General features: G+C 64.1%; 16 protein-coding genes. 7 read left to right on the forward strand and 9 right to left on the reverse strand.

All coding sequences use genetic code 11. The features are described from left to right. Positions 1-88 precede the first annotated feature (88 nt). The 4 genes from NKI35_RS17715 (at position 89) to NKI35_RS17730 (ending at position 2877) form a co-directional block, all read left to right on the forward strand. The gene (locus tag NKI35_RS17715; RefSeq protein WP_352741094.1) at positions 89-505 is read left to right on the forward strand and encodes a DOPA 4,5-dioxygenase family protein; all 417 of its coding nucleotides are present in this window, start codon (positions 89-91) and stop codon (positions 503-505) included. Positions 506-1040: 535 nt separating this feature from the next. After that, positions 1041-1649 (forward strand): hypothetical protein, encoded by a 609-nt coding sequence (locus NKI35_RS17720; protein WP_023696785.1) that lies wholly within the window; start codon positions 1041-1043, stop codon positions 1647-1649. After that, entirely contained in the window at positions 1646-2038 is a 393-nt protein-coding gene (locus NKI35_RS17725) for a phage holin family protein (RefSeq protein WP_023693628.1), read from the forward strand. Before NKI35_RS17720 ends, NKI35_RS17725 begins: the two co-directional genes overlap by 4 nt. Continuing rightward, entirely contained in the window at positions 2035-2877 is an 843-nt protein-coding gene (locus NKI35_RS17730; RefSeq protein ID WP_023708565.1) for a hypothetical protein, read from the forward strand. The genes NKI35_RS17725 and NKI35_RS17730 overlap by 4 nt, the downstream gene beginning before the upstream one ends. 276 nt (positions 2878-3153) lie before the next feature. Here the strand turns inward: NKI35_RS17730 and NKI35_RS17735 are convergent, their stop codons facing one another. From NKI35_RS17735 to NKI35_RS17755, 5 genes are all read right to left on the reverse strand, one after another. Further along, entirely contained in the window at positions 3154-3399 is a 246-nt protein-coding gene (locus NKI35_RS17735; protein ID WP_023684042.1) for a MoaD/ThiS family protein, read from the reverse strand. Between the two features lie 24 nt (positions 3400-3423). Then, positions 3424-5688 carry a xanthine dehydrogenase family protein molybdopterin-binding subunit gene (locus NKI35_RS17740; RefSeq protein WP_352741097.1) on the reverse strand — a complete coding sequence of 755 codons (2265 nt, stop codon included), beginning with the start codon at positions 5686-5688 and terminating at the stop codon, positions 3424-3426. Next, positions 5685-6167 carry a (2Fe-2S)-binding protein gene (locus NKI35_RS17745; RefSeq protein ID WP_023684040.1) on the reverse strand — a complete coding sequence of 161 codons (483 nt, stop codon included), beginning with the start codon at positions 6165-6167 and terminating at the stop codon, positions 5685-5687. The genes NKI35_RS17740 and NKI35_RS17745 overlap by 4 nt, the downstream gene beginning before the upstream one ends. Beyond that, positions 6167-7027: an FAD binding domain-containing protein gene (locus NKI35_RS17750; RefSeq protein WP_023693632.1), complete on the reverse strand. Its 861-nt coding sequence runs from the start codon at positions 7025-7027 to the stop codon at positions 6167-6169. Before NKI35_RS17750 ends, NKI35_RS17745 begins: the two co-directional genes overlap by 1 nt. A 178-nt stretch (positions 7028-7205) precedes the next feature. Beyond that, on the reverse strand, positions 7206-8162 hold the full coding sequence (locus tag NKI35_RS17755; protein ID WP_352741099.1) for an SDR family oxidoreductase: 957 nt from the start codon (positions 8160-8162) through the stop codon (positions 7206-7208). A 95-nt stretch (positions 8163-8257) separates the two neighbouring features. Here NKI35_RS17755 and NKI35_RS17760 point away from each other — a divergent pair, with 95 nt between their 5' ends. Further along, positions 8258-9166 (forward strand): LysR family transcriptional regulator, encoded by a 909-nt coding sequence (locus tag NKI35_RS17760; protein ID WP_352741101.1) that lies wholly within the window; start codon positions 8258-8260, stop codon positions 9164-9166. Here the strand turns inward: NKI35_RS17760 and NKI35_RS17765 are convergent. The 3 genes from NKI35_RS17765 to NKI35_RS17775 all read right to left on the reverse strand — a co-directional run bounded on the left by NKI35_RS17765 (position 9130) and on the right by NKI35_RS17775 (position 11579). After that, positions 9130-10305, reverse strand: coding sequence for an MFS transporter (locus tag NKI35_RS17765; protein ID WP_352741103.1), 1176 nt, complete (start codon positions 10303-10305; stop codon positions 9130-9132). The genes NKI35_RS17760 and NKI35_RS17765 overlap by 37 nt on opposite strands. A 155-nt stretch (positions 10306-10460) precedes the next feature. Beyond that, positions 10461-10769 (reverse strand): DUF1244 domain-containing protein, encoded by a 309-nt coding sequence (locus tag NKI35_RS17770; protein ID WP_352741105.1) that lies wholly within the window; start codon positions 10767-10769, stop codon positions 10461-10463. 12 nt (positions 10770-10781) lie between these two features. Further along, on the reverse strand, positions 10782-11579 hold the full coding sequence (locus NKI35_RS17775) for an N-formylglutamate amidohydrolase (RefSeq protein WP_352741107.1): 798 nt from the start codon (positions 11577-11579) through the stop codon (positions 10782-10784). 246 nt (positions 11580-11825) lie between these two features. On the opposite strand from NKI35_RS17775, the gene NKI35_RS17780 reads away from it, so the two are divergent. Next, on the forward strand, positions 11826-12314 hold the full coding sequence (locus NKI35_RS17780; protein ID WP_023673118.1) for a DUF1036 domain-containing protein: 489 nt from the start codon (positions 11826-11828) through the stop codon (positions 12312-12314). Next, on the forward strand, positions 12311-13756 hold the full coding sequence (gene pyk / locus NKI35_RS17785; protein WP_352741109.1) for a pyruvate kinase: 1446 nt from the start codon (positions 12311-12313) through the stop codon (positions 13754-13756). Before NKI35_RS17780 ends, pyk begins: the two co-directional genes overlap by 4 nt. Here pyk and NKI35_RS17790 read toward each other — a convergent pair. After that, a complete protein-coding gene (locus NKI35_RS17790; protein ID WP_352741111.1) occupies positions 13714-14220 on the reverse strand; it encodes a hypothetical protein in 507 nt (168 codons plus the stop codon). The two genes, pyk and NKI35_RS17790, sit on opposite strands and share 43 nt — an antisense overlap. Positions 14221-14223: the final 3 nt, after the last annotated feature.

Below are 14223 nucleotides of genomic sequence, written 5' to 3' on the forward strand. Positions count from 1 at the left end.
CGCGAGCACAAGAAGCTCGCTCTACGCCAAGCCGCATGACCAGTTTCATGATCGCCCATTTTGCAGAACTTGACGCACACAACCCAAGGTGAACATCGCCAGCTCGCCAAGGCCGCTCGCCGAGATCGCCAGCTATCACGCCCACATCTACTATGACGGGCAAGCCGAGCGGCAACACGCCGAATGGCTGCGCCTGCGCATCGGCGAACGCTTCCGCGTGCGCCTGGGCGCCTGGCACGACAAACAGGTCGGCCCGCACGAGCAGGCCATGTACCAGGTCTCCTTCGCCACCGAGATCTTCGCGGCGCTCGTTCCCTGGCTGATGCTGAACCATGGCGGCCTCAGCATCCTCATCCACCCCAACACCACCAACCCCAAGCGCGACCATCTGGTTGATCCCCTCTGGATCGGTCGCCCGCTTGGGGTGCATGGCGAGGTGCTGGGCGAGGATGACGAGGCGGAAGAGGCGCTGGAGGTGAATACGGAACCGACCCTGGGGGCTTAGGGAGGGCGTTCTGCAAAGTAGAGACTTGGCCCATGGAGACGCGTTCACCAATAGCCCAGTTCAGGCATGCATGACCGGCCGCTTTACGCCTCAAGCCGTATCCTATGCCTTCATCATTGCTTCGTCGAAGATGCCGAACCAGCGTGGGGCCGTTGGAGCGATGGACCGTCGATGGATGGCAAGGGAGAGTTCTCCCTGGTCGCCGGTACGCCGAGGCGGGGCCGCCGAATAGGCAAAAGATTGCAATACAGGACGCAGCCGGCACTCGGTTCCCGCGGAGTCGGGCGCACCGGTTCGTACGGGAGCAACTGGCGCTCCGCACGAGGGACAGGGCAACTCACTGGTGACTGGGTGCGTGCCTGACGAAGCCCTTCGTTTCGGCTGAGATAAATGCTCTCACTTACGGAACATCGCAGGTTCGTCGAAGTTGGAAAGCTACGGAGGACGTGCACATGAACAGTGTCATCTATCTTATCGGCCTTATCGTTGTCGTGCTCGCGGTCCTCTCCTTCCTCGGTTTTCACTAGGTGGCCTCATGCAGCATGAGAACGATCAGGGCGGACAGCCCACCGATTTCGACAAGGCGAAAAGCGACGTCTCCGACAGACTTCGCCAGGAAAATGAGCGTGCCAGCGAGTTGCTTCACGACGCGCGGGACGAGGTGACCCGTAAGGCTGGCGACTATGCATCTGAAGCCACGCAGGTCATCTCCGACAAGGCGGAGGAGGCGCAGCGCGACATCGGATCGAGCTTGGCGGCGTTGGGTGGTGCACTGCGAGCGGCCAGCGATCACCTTGCCAGCAACGATGAAAGGAACGCATCGAAATTCGCTTTGGATGCTGCCAGTGGCCTTGAGCGGCTTTCATCGTCCTTGAAACAGAAGCCCTTTAGCCAAGTCCTTGATGACGTGCAGTCCTTCGGCCGGCAAAATCCCGGTGTCCTGCTTGCGGGATCGGTGTTGGCCGGATTGGCTCTCGGGCGGTTCATCAAGGCTTCTCCGCCGGCAACGCCCGATTCTGAGGCCGCTCCGGGAGGCCTCAGATCACACACCGATCAGCCACAGGGTTGGTCCGCTGATCGTCCACAAGATTTTGGCGTGGTCGGCGATGATGGCGCCACGCAGATCGCGGAGCAGGACAGATGAACAACCAGGACAATCCCAGCCTTGCCGGGCTAGTCACCGATTTGGCCCAGAATGTAACCACTCTGGTGCAAACCGAGGCGAGGCTGTTTCGGGCCGAGCTCTCTGAAAAGCTTACCAAAGCCGGAGCAGGTGCCGCGGAAGTGCTGGGCGGCGCGATTTGCCTGCTCGCCGCGCTCTTGGTGTTGCTGCAGGCGCTCATTATCGCACTGACGCGGGCAGGGCTTGGCGCGGGGTGGTCTTCCCTGCTGGTCGGTGTGGTCGTGGCGGTCCTCGGCGTCATCCTGCTGCGGACCGGGACGGCCAGCATGGCGCCTTCGGAACTTACCCCCGACCGGACCCAGGGACAGCTGAAGCGCGACGCGAGCGCGATTAAGGAACAGGTGAGATGAAAGAGAAATCCGCAGCCGAACTTGAACGCGAGGCCGAGGGGGCGCGCGCCCGGGTGATGGAGACCGCCGAATCCATTCGAGGCAAGATGACGCCGGGACAATTGCTGGATGAGTTCACCGGGCTGTTCTCGGGAGGGGAGAGCGCGGCCATGCTCAGCAATCTCAGAACGCAGGTCCGAGACAATCCTTTGCCGGTCACCATGGTGGGCGCAGGTCTGGCCTGGCTGATGTTCGGCAGCGGTGCCTCAAACACCGCCCACCGTTCGGCTGGCTATCCATTGCCTTCAGCGCCGGGACGACATGATGTAGCAGGGGAGCGCGGCGGTTTGGGCGGCACGCTCTCCGACGCCGCGGAATCGCTCTCCTCAAGCGCTACCAGCGTCGGCGACACCATATCGAGCACCGCAAGAGCCGCTGCGGCGGGTCTGACGGGAAGCGCTGCCAATGCAAGCTCGACGACTGGGGACATGGCGGCGAAAGCCAGCCGCTCCGCGCAAGATCTGTTGGAGGACCAACCCTTGGCCGTAGCGGCCGTCGGTCTCGCCATCGGCGCCGCTATAGGTGCAATGCTGCCCCATACCGCAACGGAGGACGAGCAACTAGGCGCCTATGGCGACAAGCTTCGCGATTCCGCCGAAACTTTGCTCAATAGGGGCCTCGATGAGGCCAAGCAGGTCGCCGCCGAAGCCTATGAGACCATCAAGCAGGAAGCTGGCCGGCAAGATATGGAAGCAGACACGATAGCCGATCAGCTCGGCGAGATCGTGAAGTCCACAGCAGACAAGACCGAGCATGCCGTGCGCGAACGAATTTCCGATACGTCTCAGCGCCAAACCTAGCTTGATGATCCTGGATCAACGATAGCCGGCCTCTCCAGAAAGGGGCCGGTGTTGTCCGTCAAACGGTGACCCGCTCGAGTCACTTCAGAGCCGTGTGCGAACTGATGTCCCTTGCCGATAGTAATCCAGCGGATCAGGTTCTCTGGATTGTTGGCCAACCCGCCGCCGATAAGACGCGGTCAGCAAAACTGGCATCTAGGCGAGGACCGACATTGCACTTGAAGTTCGCAGACCGAGGATGCCGGTCCGCTCTGGGACGTAGGGCGACACCCCACTTCACCCCCCAGCCAGCCGCGGCAGCAGAAAAATCTCCGCCCCCGGCGGCAGTTCCTTCGACCACGTATCGCGATAAATCGTCCCGTCGATCGCCACCGCGATGCCCTTCTCGATCCAGGGCTCGATGCCGGGATACTGTTCAGCCAGTTTCCTGAACAGCTCCCTGATGTCCTTGGCCTCGACCTCGACCTTGCTCTGGCCGCCGGCGAGCTGGCCCAGCGCGCCCCAGAGCGTCACTTCGACCATTAGGGCAAGAACCTCATTTTTGCCCTAGCCTCCCCGTTCCGCCTCGATCGCGGCGAGGACCCTTGGCGGCGACATCGGGATGTGGGTCATGCGCACGCCGGCTGCGTTGGAGACGGCATTGGCGATCGCCGCCAGCGGCGGCACGATCGAGGTTTCGCCGACGCCGCGCACGCCATAGGGGTGGTTGGGATTGGGTATCTCGAGGATCTGCGTGTCGATCATCGGCAGGTCCGAGCAGACCGGGATGCGGTAGTCGAGGAAGCCGGCGTTCTGGAGACGCCCATCCTTTCCGTAGATGTACTCCTCGTTGAGCGCCCAGCCGATGCCTTGCGCCGCACCGCCCTGGTACTGGCCCTCGACATAGGTGGGGTGCACCGCCTTGCCGGCATCCTGGATCACCGTGTAGCGGATCACCCTGGTCGAGCCGGTATCGGGGTCGACCTCGATGTCGCATATATGGGTGGCGAAGGAGACGCCGGCGCCGTCGGCGACGAGCTCGCTGTGGCCGGCGATCGGCCCGCCGGTCTTGCCGGAAGCGGCGGCGATCTCCTTCAGCGACAGGGCTGCAAGGTTGCCGTATTTCTCGCCCTTGGCGATGGCGTGGCCGTTTTCCCAGACCACGTCGTCGACGGGGATGTCCCACGTCTGGGCGGCGCGCTCACGCAGGATCTTGATCGCGTTGCGGGCGGCCGAGATGGTCGCCATCGAGGACGAGAAGGTGCCGCGGCTGCCGTCGGTCATGTCGTTGTAGCCAAGCGAGGACGTGTCGGCGACCACCGCCTTGAGCTGGGCATAGTCGATGCCGAGCTCCTCCGCCGCCACCAGCGACAGCGACGCGCGAGAACCGCCAACGTCCACCGTGCCGACAGCCAGCGACACCGAGCCGTCCATGCCGATGTTCAGGTCCACGCAGGTCTGGCCACCGAAGTTGAACCAGAAGCCGCAAGCCATGCCGCGGCCCTGGTTCTTGCCCAGCGGCGCCTTCATGTGCGGATGGTGCTTGGCCGCCTCCAGCGTCGGGCCGATGCCGATCGGGCCGTAGACGGGGCCATAGGAAGAGCGGGTGCCTTCCTGGGCGGCGTTCTTGATCCGGAACTCGACCGGATCCATTCCAAGTTCCTTGGCCAGCTCGTCGACTGCACTTTCCACCGCGAACGCCGCCATCGGCGCGGAGGGCGCGCGATAGGCCGCGGTCTTCGGCCGGTTGACCAGCACTTCGAAGCCGACGGTCTGGACGTTATCGAGCTTGTAGCAGGCGAAGGCCGTCATGGCGCCGATCTCGGCCCAGGTCCCGGCATAGGGCCCGCTGGTGTAGCGCAACGTCGCCTCGGCGGCGGTGATGGTGCCGTCCTTGCGGGCGCCGATCTTGACGTCGATCGAGGTCGCGCTGGTCGGACCCGAGGCGCGGAACACCTCGTCGCGGGTCATCACCAGCTTCACCGGCCGTCCCGCCTTGCGCGACAAAGCCAGCGCCACCGGCTCGGCCCAGACATGGGTCTTGCCGCCGAAGCCGCCGCCGATTTCCGACGAGGTGACGCGCAGCTTCGAGGCTTCCAGCCCGAGCAGCTGCGCGCAATGCTGGCGGTAGACGAAATGGCCCTGCGTGCAGACCCAGAGGTCGGCGGTGCCGTCGGACGAGACGCTCGCAACGCAGGCGTGCGGCTCGATATAGCCCTGATGCGTCTGTTCGGTCTTGAAGGAGCGCTCGACGATGACATCGGCGTGCCCAAAGCCCTGATGGACATCGCCATGGCCGAACTGGCTGCGCTTGGTGACGTTGGACGGCTTTACCGGCTTTTCCTCGAGACCCTCGGTGAAGATCGTGTCGTTGATCAACGGCGCGGTGTGCTTCATCGCCTCGTCGACATCGGTGACATGCGGCAACAGCTCGTATTCGACCTCGATGAGCTTCAGCGCCTGCCTGGCCGTGCGGGCATCGACGGCGGCGACTGCGGCCACGGCGTGGCCGTCATAGAGCGCCTTGCCGCGCGCCATGCAATTGTCGAGGACGTCATACATGGCGGCATCGCCATCGGTGAGATCGGGCAGGTCGGCGGCGGTGATCACCGCTTTCACGCCGGCGAGCTTTTCCGCTTTCGAGGTGTCGATCTTGAGGATCCTGGCATGCGCATGCGGACTGCGCAGGACACGCCCGACCAGTTGTCCCGCCATGTTGAAGTCGGCGCCGTAGCGGGCGCGTCCCGTCACCTTGTCGATGCCGTCGGGGCGGATGGGGCGGGTGCCGACGGATGAGAATTTGCGGCCCGAAAAGCGTGGATCGAAGTTCATGCGTGCGCTCCCTTCATCACGTTGGCGGCGTCCTGGACGGCGCGCACGATCTTGTCGTAGCCGGTGCAGCGGCAGAGGTTGCCGGCAAGGCCGAAGCGGATTTCTTCCTCGGTCGGATCGGGGTTCTTGGCCAACAGGTCCTTGGCCGCGATCAGGAAGCCCGGCGTGCAGATGCCGCATTGCAAGGCTGCGTGTTCGAGGAATTTCTGCTGCAGCGGATGCAACTGATCGCCATGCGCCATGCCTTCGACGGTCTCGATATGCCGGCCTTCGGCTTCAGCGCCAAGCACCAGGCAAGAGCAGACCAGCCGGTTGTCGAGGATGATCGAGCAGGCGCCGCAGTCGCCCGTGCCGCAGCCTTCCTTGGCGCCGGTCAGGCCGAGCCGATCGCGCAGGACGTCGAGCAACGTCTCGTCGGGCTGGCAAAGGTATTCGACGTGATCGCCGTTGATTGTCGTTGAAACTGCTACACCGGCCATCATTTGCCTCCTGCGCGTGCGTAGGCGGTCGTCGCGGCCCGTCCGGCCAGCACGCCCGCAACTTTTCGTCTGAACTCGATGGTGCCGCGCTTGTCGTCGATGGGGCGGCAGGCCCCAGCGCAGATCTTGGCGAGCCGCTCAAGTGCCGCCTCATCCAGCTTCCTGCCGATGAGAGCCTCGGCTGCTTCTTCCACCAGAAGCACGGTCGGGGCCGCGGCGCCCAGCGCGACGCGGGCGGCTGTTATGACGCCATGCTCGTCGAGCGTGAGGTTCACGCCCGCGCTGACCACCGCGATGTCCATCTCGGTGCGCGGAATGAATCTGAGGTAGGCGTCGCCCGAACGCGGCGCGCGCTTGTCGAGCAGGATCGCCTCGACGATCTCACCCTTGGTGAGCGAGGTCTTGCCAGGCCCGATCGGCACAGCCTCGACCGGAATGGTGCGCTTGCCCGAGGGACCGGCAACCACGGCCTTTGCGGCGGCGGCCACCAAGGCCGGGACGCTGTCGGCGGCTGGCGAGGCGTTGCACAGATTGCCAACGATGGTGCAGCGGCCCTGGACCTGTTTCGAGCCGATCAGCTTCGACGCTTCGACGACACCGGGCCAGGCCTTCTTCAGAACCGAGCTCTCGCCCAGGACGGCGCAGGGGACGGTGGCGCCGATGCTGAAGCCGTCGGCCGTCTCCCTGATCTCGCTCAAGCCCTCGATCGCCTTGATGTCGACGATCAGGTCGGGATCGACAAACCCGCCCTTCATCCGAACGAGGAGGTCACTGCCTCCAGCGAGAATGGCTGATGTGCCGGAAGCGTCAGCCAGCAGGCCAACGGCGTCTTCGATTGAAAGCGGACGTATGTAACGCATCGTCTCCCCTTGGTGATGGTGATCTCGCCGACCGTTATAAACAGTCTCCTCATAATGACCATCCGGTTGCTGATTTCCAGCGATTGGGCCAGCACCGCGAGAGAGATTTTTGTCTAAAGTCTTTGTTTTGATGCATGTCGTTGTCCCAGAACCGCGCACACTTCTGGGCGACATGCATTTAAGCGGCGTCTTTTGCACGGTCGAGGCTGATGCCGATGTCCTTCAAGGCCTCGGCCACGGCCTCGTCCAGCGGCGTGTGCGGGACTTCGCCGATGATGCCTTCCAGCCGGTCGGACACGAGCCGGTGCGGTTCGAAGCGCAGATAGGACATCGAGACGATCTCGCGCCACATCGCCACGAACGGGCTGCCGGCGCGCAGCACCCACCACGGCATGAAGGTCAGTTTCAGCGGACGTCCCAACGCTTTCTCGGCCGCGGCCTTTATGTCCATGTCGGTGACGGCGTGGCCGGGGAAGTTGAGCGCCTCAAAGAAGCCGAGCTTGCCCTGATTACGCGCCAGGCCGACGAAGCCGATGGCGAAGTCCGGCAAATAGGCCCATTCGTGCACGAGGTTGGCAGGGCCAGGCGCGGTGTAGACGCCCTTGCTCATCTTGGCGGCGACGACGAGGTCGAACCATGATCCGCTGCCGGTGCCGCCGAAGAAATCGCCGGCGCGCAGGATGATGGTGCGGACGCGGCCGGCATCGGCCTCGCGGCGAAACAGCGCTTCCATGGCGCAGCGGATGCGGCCCTTCTCGGTGGTCGGGCGGAACGGCGTGTCTTCCGTGACGAGCTGAGGCATCGGCGAGCCGTAATTATAGACGGTGCCGGGGAAAAGTTGCAGCGCGCCATTGGCATGGCAGGCGGCCATGACGTTCTCCGCCATCGGCAGGCATTTGCCCCAGTCGGTGTAGATCGGGTTGAGACCGTTGAAGACGATGTCGACACCCTGCGTGGCGCGGATCAGCGCCTCGCGGTCGAGTGCATCTCCGGTGACGGCGGTGGCGCCCTTGAGTTCGGCCGGCACCTTGCCGGTGCGGGTGACGGCGCGGACGTCGAAACCGGCGTCGATGAAGGCCTTGCCAACCACGCGGCCGAGCCGGCCATTGGCGCCTAGAATTGCGATCTTGGTCATTTTTCTTCTCCGTGCCTGTGTTTGCACGGCGAATATGATGCGTTCATACGCGAATGAAAATTGACTATGGATGCACATTTGGTATTCACAAATGAATGGAAGACATCGACTGGAACCTGATCAAGAGTTTCGTCACCGTGGCGGAGACCGGCAGCCTGTCGGCCGCGGCGCGCAAACTGTCGGCCAGCCAACCGACGCTCGGGCGTCACATCGGTGAGCTCGAACAGGCGTTGGGCGTCACCTTGTTCCGGCGCGGGCGGCGCGGCTATGCACTGACGGAAGCAGGCGCCACGCTGTTCGAACGCGGCAGAGCGGTGAGCGAGCAGGCGAGCGCGTTCTCACTATTGGCATTGGGCTCGGTCGAGGCGATCGAAGGCACGGTGCGCATTGCCGCCAGCGAGGTGGTGGCGGCCTATGTGCTGCCGAGGATGACGGCGCGGCTCGGCATCGAGGAACCCGGCATCGAGGTCGAGATCGTCGCCTCGAACCAGGTCGAGAACCTGCTGCGAAGGGATGCCGATATCGCCATCCGCATGGTCAAGCCGGCGCAGAACGAGCTGACGGCGCGCAAGGTCTGCGATATCAAGCTCTGCTGCTGCGCGGCGAAATCCTATCTCGACACGTACGGCCGCCCGCTCAAGCCCGCCGACCTTCTCGACCACCCGCTGATCGGCTTCGACCGCAGCGACGAGATGATCCGGGGCTTTACGCAAGTCGGCATCCCCGTCACCCGAAGCAGCTTCCGCTTCAGGGCCGACAACCAGATCGTTCTGTGGGAAGCGCTGCGGGCGGGAAACGGCGTCGGTCTTGGCCAGGAGCCGCTGACGGACAGCGACCCGTCGCTGGAGAAACTGCTGCCCGGCCTGCCATTGCCCAGCCTGCCGGTGTGGCTGGCCATGCATCGCGACGTGCGCACCAGCGTGCGCATCCGCCGCGTCGCGGATTTCCTCTATGAGGAGCTGAAGCGCTATTCGGCGGGGGCGGCCGCGAATTCGGCGCGGTGAGCGAGCCCGGCCATCGACAGCACGACGATCAGCAGCGCCGACATGGCGACGAAAATCGGCCCGAAGCTGGAATGCTCGGCGACGAAGCCGATCGCCGACGGCGCCACCAATATACCGGAATAGCCCATGGTGGTGACGACGCTCATGCCGGTGCCCGACGACATGCCTTCCTGGTTGCCGCCGGCCGAGAAGATGATCGGCACCATATTGGCGATGCCGAAGCCGCACAGGGCAAAAGCCGCGATGGCGATCCAGGGCGAAGGCGACAGGCCGGCGACCAGCATGCCGGCGGCGGCGACCACCGCCGAGCCGCGCAGCGTCGCCACCGCGCCGAAGCGGTTGCGCACGCCATCGCCGAAAAAGCGCATGACAGCCATGACGCCGGAGAAGGCGGCGTAGGCAAGGCCGGCGATGGCGAGGTCGGCGCCGAGCTCCTGCCTGAGATAAAGCGCTGCCCAGTCGAGCACGGCGCCCTCGGAAATCATCGTCAGCAGCGCCATCAGCCCGACAAGATAGACCAACGGGTTGGCCGGCAGCGTTAATTTAGGATGCTCGGCGGCCTGCGGCTTGTCCTCGGCGATGAGGTAGCCGACCGCCACGGCGATGACGGCAAAAGCGATGATCGTGACTACAGCCGCATGGGCGAGGTGGCCGTAAGTCTGGATGGCGTAACCGCCCAGACCGCCACCGGCGAAACCGCCGAGGCTCCAGAAGCCGTGCGAGGACGACATGATGGCGCGGGACAGCCGGCGCTCGACCACCACGGCATTGGCGTTCATGGCGACATCCATGCCGCCGATCGAGCCGCCGAAGATGATCATGGCGATCGCCGCCAGCGGGACGTTGGGCGCCAGCGCCACGATCAGCAGGCCGAGGCTGCCGCAAAGGCCGAACCAGCGCAGCACGGTGCGCGAGCCATGCCTGGAGATCAGATGGCCGCACCAGCTCATGGCCGCGACCGCGCCGACGCCGAACAGAAGGATCAGCAGACCGAGGGTGAATTTCGAGATGTCGAGCCGGGTCAGGAACACCGGAATCTGCGGCGCCCAGCTGCCGGTCAGGAAGCCGTTGGCGAGGAAGATCGCGGCTACGGCCCATCGCCCGCGAATGGCGCTCTGCATGGTGTCTCGCGCGTCCATGGTTCGAATCCGGTCAAGGAATGGCTTTGCGCGGCAAATTAGATCGATTCAATTTCTCGTCAAGCGCTTGGCTGCGAAAAGCTTGTGGGCCACATCTAAGGGGAAACCGTTAGGCGCTGTCCCGCCGACGTCAATCCTGTGAACCGCGCGCTACTTCAGTGATCCCTCGGCCGTCTTCCCTCGAACTCCGCTTTCTTGGCGTCCGAAGCCTCGGTCTGGTTCAGCGCCTGCCATTGCGCATAGGGCATGCCGTAGACGATTTCGCGCGACTGATCCTTGCCGAGATCGACGCCCTCAGCCTCGGCCGCTTCGCGATACCAGTTCGACAGGCAGTTGCGGCAGAAGCCGGCGAGGTTCATCAGGTCGATGTTTTGCACATCGCTGCGCTCGCGCAGATGCTCGACCAGCCGGCGGAAGGCCGCGGCCTCGAAATCGCGTTTCTGGTCATCGCTGAGTTCGGTCATTGCCTTGGATCCTCACAGCGGCCCGGTGCGCGAGCCGAACATCTTCACCTGATGTATATCGGGACGGCGGTCGATGGCGTCAACGATCGGCGCCAGCCGTTCCGCCCAGGCCAGCGCCCCCTTGCGGTCTGATATCAGGTCCTGGCGGATCTCGATCAGCGCATGGGCAAAGCCGTTGACGATGGCGTGCTTGAACATGGTGTCGCCGCGCAACGCGCCGTCATAGGGTTCATTGTCGCCGACGACGAGGTTTTTATCCTGCGCCAGCATGTCGATCAGCGGCCGCGCCACGCGGTCGTCGAGGTCCCACAATATGCCGACATGCCAAGGGCGGATGAAGCCCTGCATGACAGGGGTGAAGGAGTGTACGGAGAAGATGAACGGCGCTTTGCCTGAGGCGTGCGCCACCGACGCGATCGTGGCGCCGACCGCGTCCTGATAAGGCCGGTAGAAGCCGTCGAGCCGCCTTTCGCGTTCGGCCGGTGCCATGGGATAGTTTCCCGGCACGACGGTGCCGTCATAGAGCTGGCGGATCAGCGTCGGGTCGTCCTCGCCGCGATTGGGATCGATCAGCAGCCGCGAAAAATTGGCGATCACCGCCGGCACGTCGAGCGCTGCGGCCAGTTCGCGCGTCACCGTCTCGACACCGATGTCGTAGGCGATATGGCGATCGAGTTCCGCCGCCGGCAGGCCGAGACTGCCATACTCCTCCGGCAGGTCGCGGCGGGCATGGTCGGCGACAAGCACGATGCCTCGCTTGCGGTCGCCTTCGACGATATCGAAAGGCGCGAAAACTGTGGATCGGGTCATTGGCTGGAAAGGTCTGTTCGCTGGCTTCCGGGGAGGGTGGTATCGTCATTCCCACGAAGAGGACTGTTGCGCAATGCCGTTGTTTGGCCACGGTTTCTGCGAAAATCCTGTGACGCGCGGCAGATCGCGTGTCGGGGGCCTTTCTAAATCGATTGGAATTGGACAGAACGGCGCGTTGACATGCGCCCGGACTTTTCCGAAAAGGGGCGTTGAGAGATGCAGATGACGTTATTGAGGGGTTTCGGGATGGGTTCCGCCGGCAGGCCGCGTGCGCGCACCGCCTTTGCCGTGCCGCTCCTGACCCTGACGCTAGGGCTCACCGCGCTGGTCGCGGCTTCGCCTGCCCGCGCCGATTTCCGCGTCTGCAACGCCACCCAGAACCTGGTCGGCGTCGGCATCGGCTACCGCGCCAAGGCAGGCTGGATCACCGAGGGGTGGTGGCACATCGAAGGATCGAGCTGCAAGACGCTGATCGAAGGTCCGCTGTCATCAAGGTTTTACTATCTTTATGCAGAAGACGCCGAGCGCGGCGGGCGCTGGGATGGTCCGATCAACATGTGCGTGGCCGAAAAAGAATTCAAGATTGCCGGCGTTACCGATTGCGTCGCTCGGGGCTTCCAGCGCGCCGGATTCCAGGAATATGACACGGGCGAGCAGGCAAGCTGGATGGTCCAGCTGACCGATGAGTCCACAACGGGAGGCGCTCCAGCCGCCCCGGGAACAAACAGTCAATGAGACGTAGCCGCAAGGTCAAGATCCTCGCCACCATCGGTCCGGCCTCCTCGTCCGAGGAGATGCTGCAGAAGCTGTTCGAAGCCGGGGCCGATGTCTTCCGCATCAATATGAGCCACACCGATCACGAGCTGATGCGCACGCTGGTCGGCCGCATCCGCGCGGTCGAGGAGAAAGTTGGCCGTCCGATCGGCATCCTGGCCGATTTGCAAGGACCAAAGCTGCGCGTCGGCAAGTTCGCCAACGGCAAGGAGGTGCTGACGCCGGGCCAGACCTTCACCCTCGACAACAATCCCGAGCCCGGCACGTCGACCCGGGTCTACCTGCCGCATCCCGAAATCCTGAGTTCGGTCGAGGCCGGCCACCGTCTGTTGATCGATGACGGCAAGTTGGAGCTCAGGGCGGTGAAGAGCGACGGCATGTCGATCACCTGCGCGGTCGTCGCCGGCACCACCATTTCCGACAAGAAGGGCGTCAGCCTGCCCGACACCGACCTGCCGGTCGGTGCGCTGACCGAAAAAGACCGCAAGGACCTCGATGCGGTGCTGGCGGAAAGCGTCGACTGGGTGGCGCTGTCGTTCGTGCAGCGGCCGGAGGATTTGGCGGAAGCCCGCAAGATCGCGCGCGGCCGGGCGCTGATCATGGCCAAGATCGAAAAGCCGCAGGCCGTCGCCCGGCTGGCCGAAATCATCGAACTCTCCGACGCGCTGATGGTCGCCCGCGGCGATCTCGGTGTGGAAATGCCGCTGGAAGCGGTGCCCGGCATCCAGAAGCAGATCACCCGCGCCGCGCGCCGCGCCGGCAAGCCGGTGGTGGTCGCCACGCAGATGCTGGAATCGATGATCACCGCGCCGGTGCCGACCCGCGCCGAGGTCTCCGACGTGTCGATCGCCGTGTTCGAGGGCGCCGACGCCATCATGCTTTCAGCCGAATCCGCTGCCGGCGCCTATCCGGTCGAGGCGGTGGCGATGATGAACCGCATCGCCACCAAGGTCGAAACCGACCCGACCTATGCCGGCATCATCAACGCGCAGCGCTCGGAACCGGAAGCAACCGGCGCCGACGCCATTTCGCTCGCCGCCCGCGAGATTGCCGAGACGCTGAAACTGTCGGCGATCATCACCTATACGGCGTCGGGCACCACGGGCCTGCGCGCCGCGCGCGAGCGGCCGCAAGTGCCGATCATCGCGCTGTCGCCGATCCTCAACACGGCGCGGCGGCTGTCGCTCTTGTGGGGCACGCATTGCGTCGTCTCGCCCGACGCCAGCGACCTCGACGACATGGTCGACCGCGCCTGCCGCATCGCTTTCGAAGAGGGGTTCGGCCAGCCGGGCGACCGTGTCATCATCACGGCGGGCGTGCCGCTGAGGACGCCGGGTTCGACCAACATGCTGCGCATCGCCTATGTCGGATCGGACGTGCAGGCCACCCGCAACATAGGCTGAGACCTCGTCACAGTCCGCAGCGCTCTTGCCGCACCTTCGGCGTGATCGATGCGCCGAAGGAAGCGGCGAGCCCGGGGAACGGGGTCGTGCAGGTACTGGTCCGGACCCAGCATCTTTCGCCGGTTGAGTTCGACTGTGTCGAGCAGATCGAAATCGACCGTGGCGATCGTGCAGTGCCACCCGGGATTGCGCGACGCCCAGCCCCTCTTGTGGTGTTCCAAAAGCTGCTCGCGGGCGGAATAGCCGTGATAGTCGAACGCGATCACGCCGTTCGTCGCGTAAATATGGTTCCCGGAAAAGCCCTCGCCAGGAATAATCCGTTCGCCGTAAAATCCTTCCAGAGAAGGATGCTCGAGAAAGGCGCCGGCAAGAATGGCGCACGCGCCATAACCGAAGAAGATGCGGTCCGGCAACGCCCATCGCTTCTCCGGGTTTCTCTTGATACCGTGTTTCAGGACATACATGGC

Origin of the sequence: Mesorhizobium sp. M0676, from assembly GCF_040320535.1 — a bacterium.
Lineage (GTDB): Bacteria > Pseudomonadota > Alphaproteobacteria > Rhizobiales > Rhizobiaceae > Mesorhizobium.

Excerpts from the sequence above, each read along its gene's own strand:
- NKI35_RS17720 (WP_023696785.1), top strand. The coding sequence starts at position 1,041 with ATGCAGCATGAGAACGATCAGGGCGGACAGCCCACCGATTTCGACAAG.
- NKI35_RS17725 (WP_023693628.1), top strand. The coding sequence starts at position 1,646 with ATGAACAACCAGGACAATCCCAGCCTTGCCGGGCTAGTCACCGATTTG.
- NKI35_RS17730 (WP_023708565.1), top strand. The coding sequence starts at position 2,035 with ATGAAAGAGAAATCCGCAGCCGAACTTGAACGCGAGGCCGAGGGGGCG.
- NKI35_RS17735 (WP_023684042.1), bottom strand. The coding sequence starts at position 3,399 with ATGGTCGAAGTGACGCTCTGGGGCGCGCTGGGCCAGCTCGCCGGCGGC.
- NKI35_RS17740 (WP_352741097.1), bottom strand. The coding sequence starts at position 5,688 with ATGAACTTCGATCCACGCTTTTCGGGCCGCAAATTCTCATCCGTCGGC.
- NKI35_RS17745 (WP_023684040.1), bottom strand. The coding sequence starts at position 6,167 with ATGGCCGGTGTAGCAGTTTCAACGACAATCAACGGCGATCACGTCGAA.
- NKI35_RS17750 (WP_023693632.1), bottom strand. The coding sequence starts at position 7,027 with ATGCGTTACATACGTCCGCTTTCAATCGAAGACGCCGTTGGCCTGCTG.
- NKI35_RS17755 (WP_352741099.1), bottom strand. The coding sequence starts at position 8,162 with ATGACCAAGATCGCAATTCTAGGCGCCAATGGCCGGCTCGGCCGCGTG.
- NKI35_RS17760 (WP_352741101.1), top strand. The coding sequence starts at position 8,258 with ATGGAAGACATCGACTGGAACCTGATCAAGAGTTTCGTCACCGTGGCG.
- NKI35_RS17765 (WP_352741103.1), bottom strand. The coding sequence starts at position 10,305 with ATGGACGCGCGAGACACCATGCAGAGCGCCATTCGCGGGCGATGGGCC.
- NKI35_RS17770 (WP_352741105.1), bottom strand. The coding sequence starts at position 10,769 with ATGACCGAACTCAGCGATGACCAGAAACGCGATTTCGAGGCCGCGGCC.
- NKI35_RS17775 (WP_352741107.1), bottom strand. The coding sequence starts at position 11,579 with ATGACCCGATCCACAGTTTTCGCGCCTTTCGATATCGTCGAAGGCGAC.
- NKI35_RS17780 (WP_023673118.1), top strand. The coding sequence starts at position 11,826 with ATGGGTTCCGCCGGCAGGCCGCGTGCGCGCACCGCCTTTGCCGTGCCG.
- pyk (WP_352741109.1), top strand. The coding sequence starts at position 12,311 with ATGAGACGTAGCCGCAAGGTCAAGATCCTCGCCACCATCGGTCCGGCC.
- NKI35_RS17790 (WP_352741111.1), bottom strand. The coding sequence starts at position 14,220 with ATGTATGTCCTGAAACACGGTATCAAGAGAAACCCGGAGAAGCGATGG.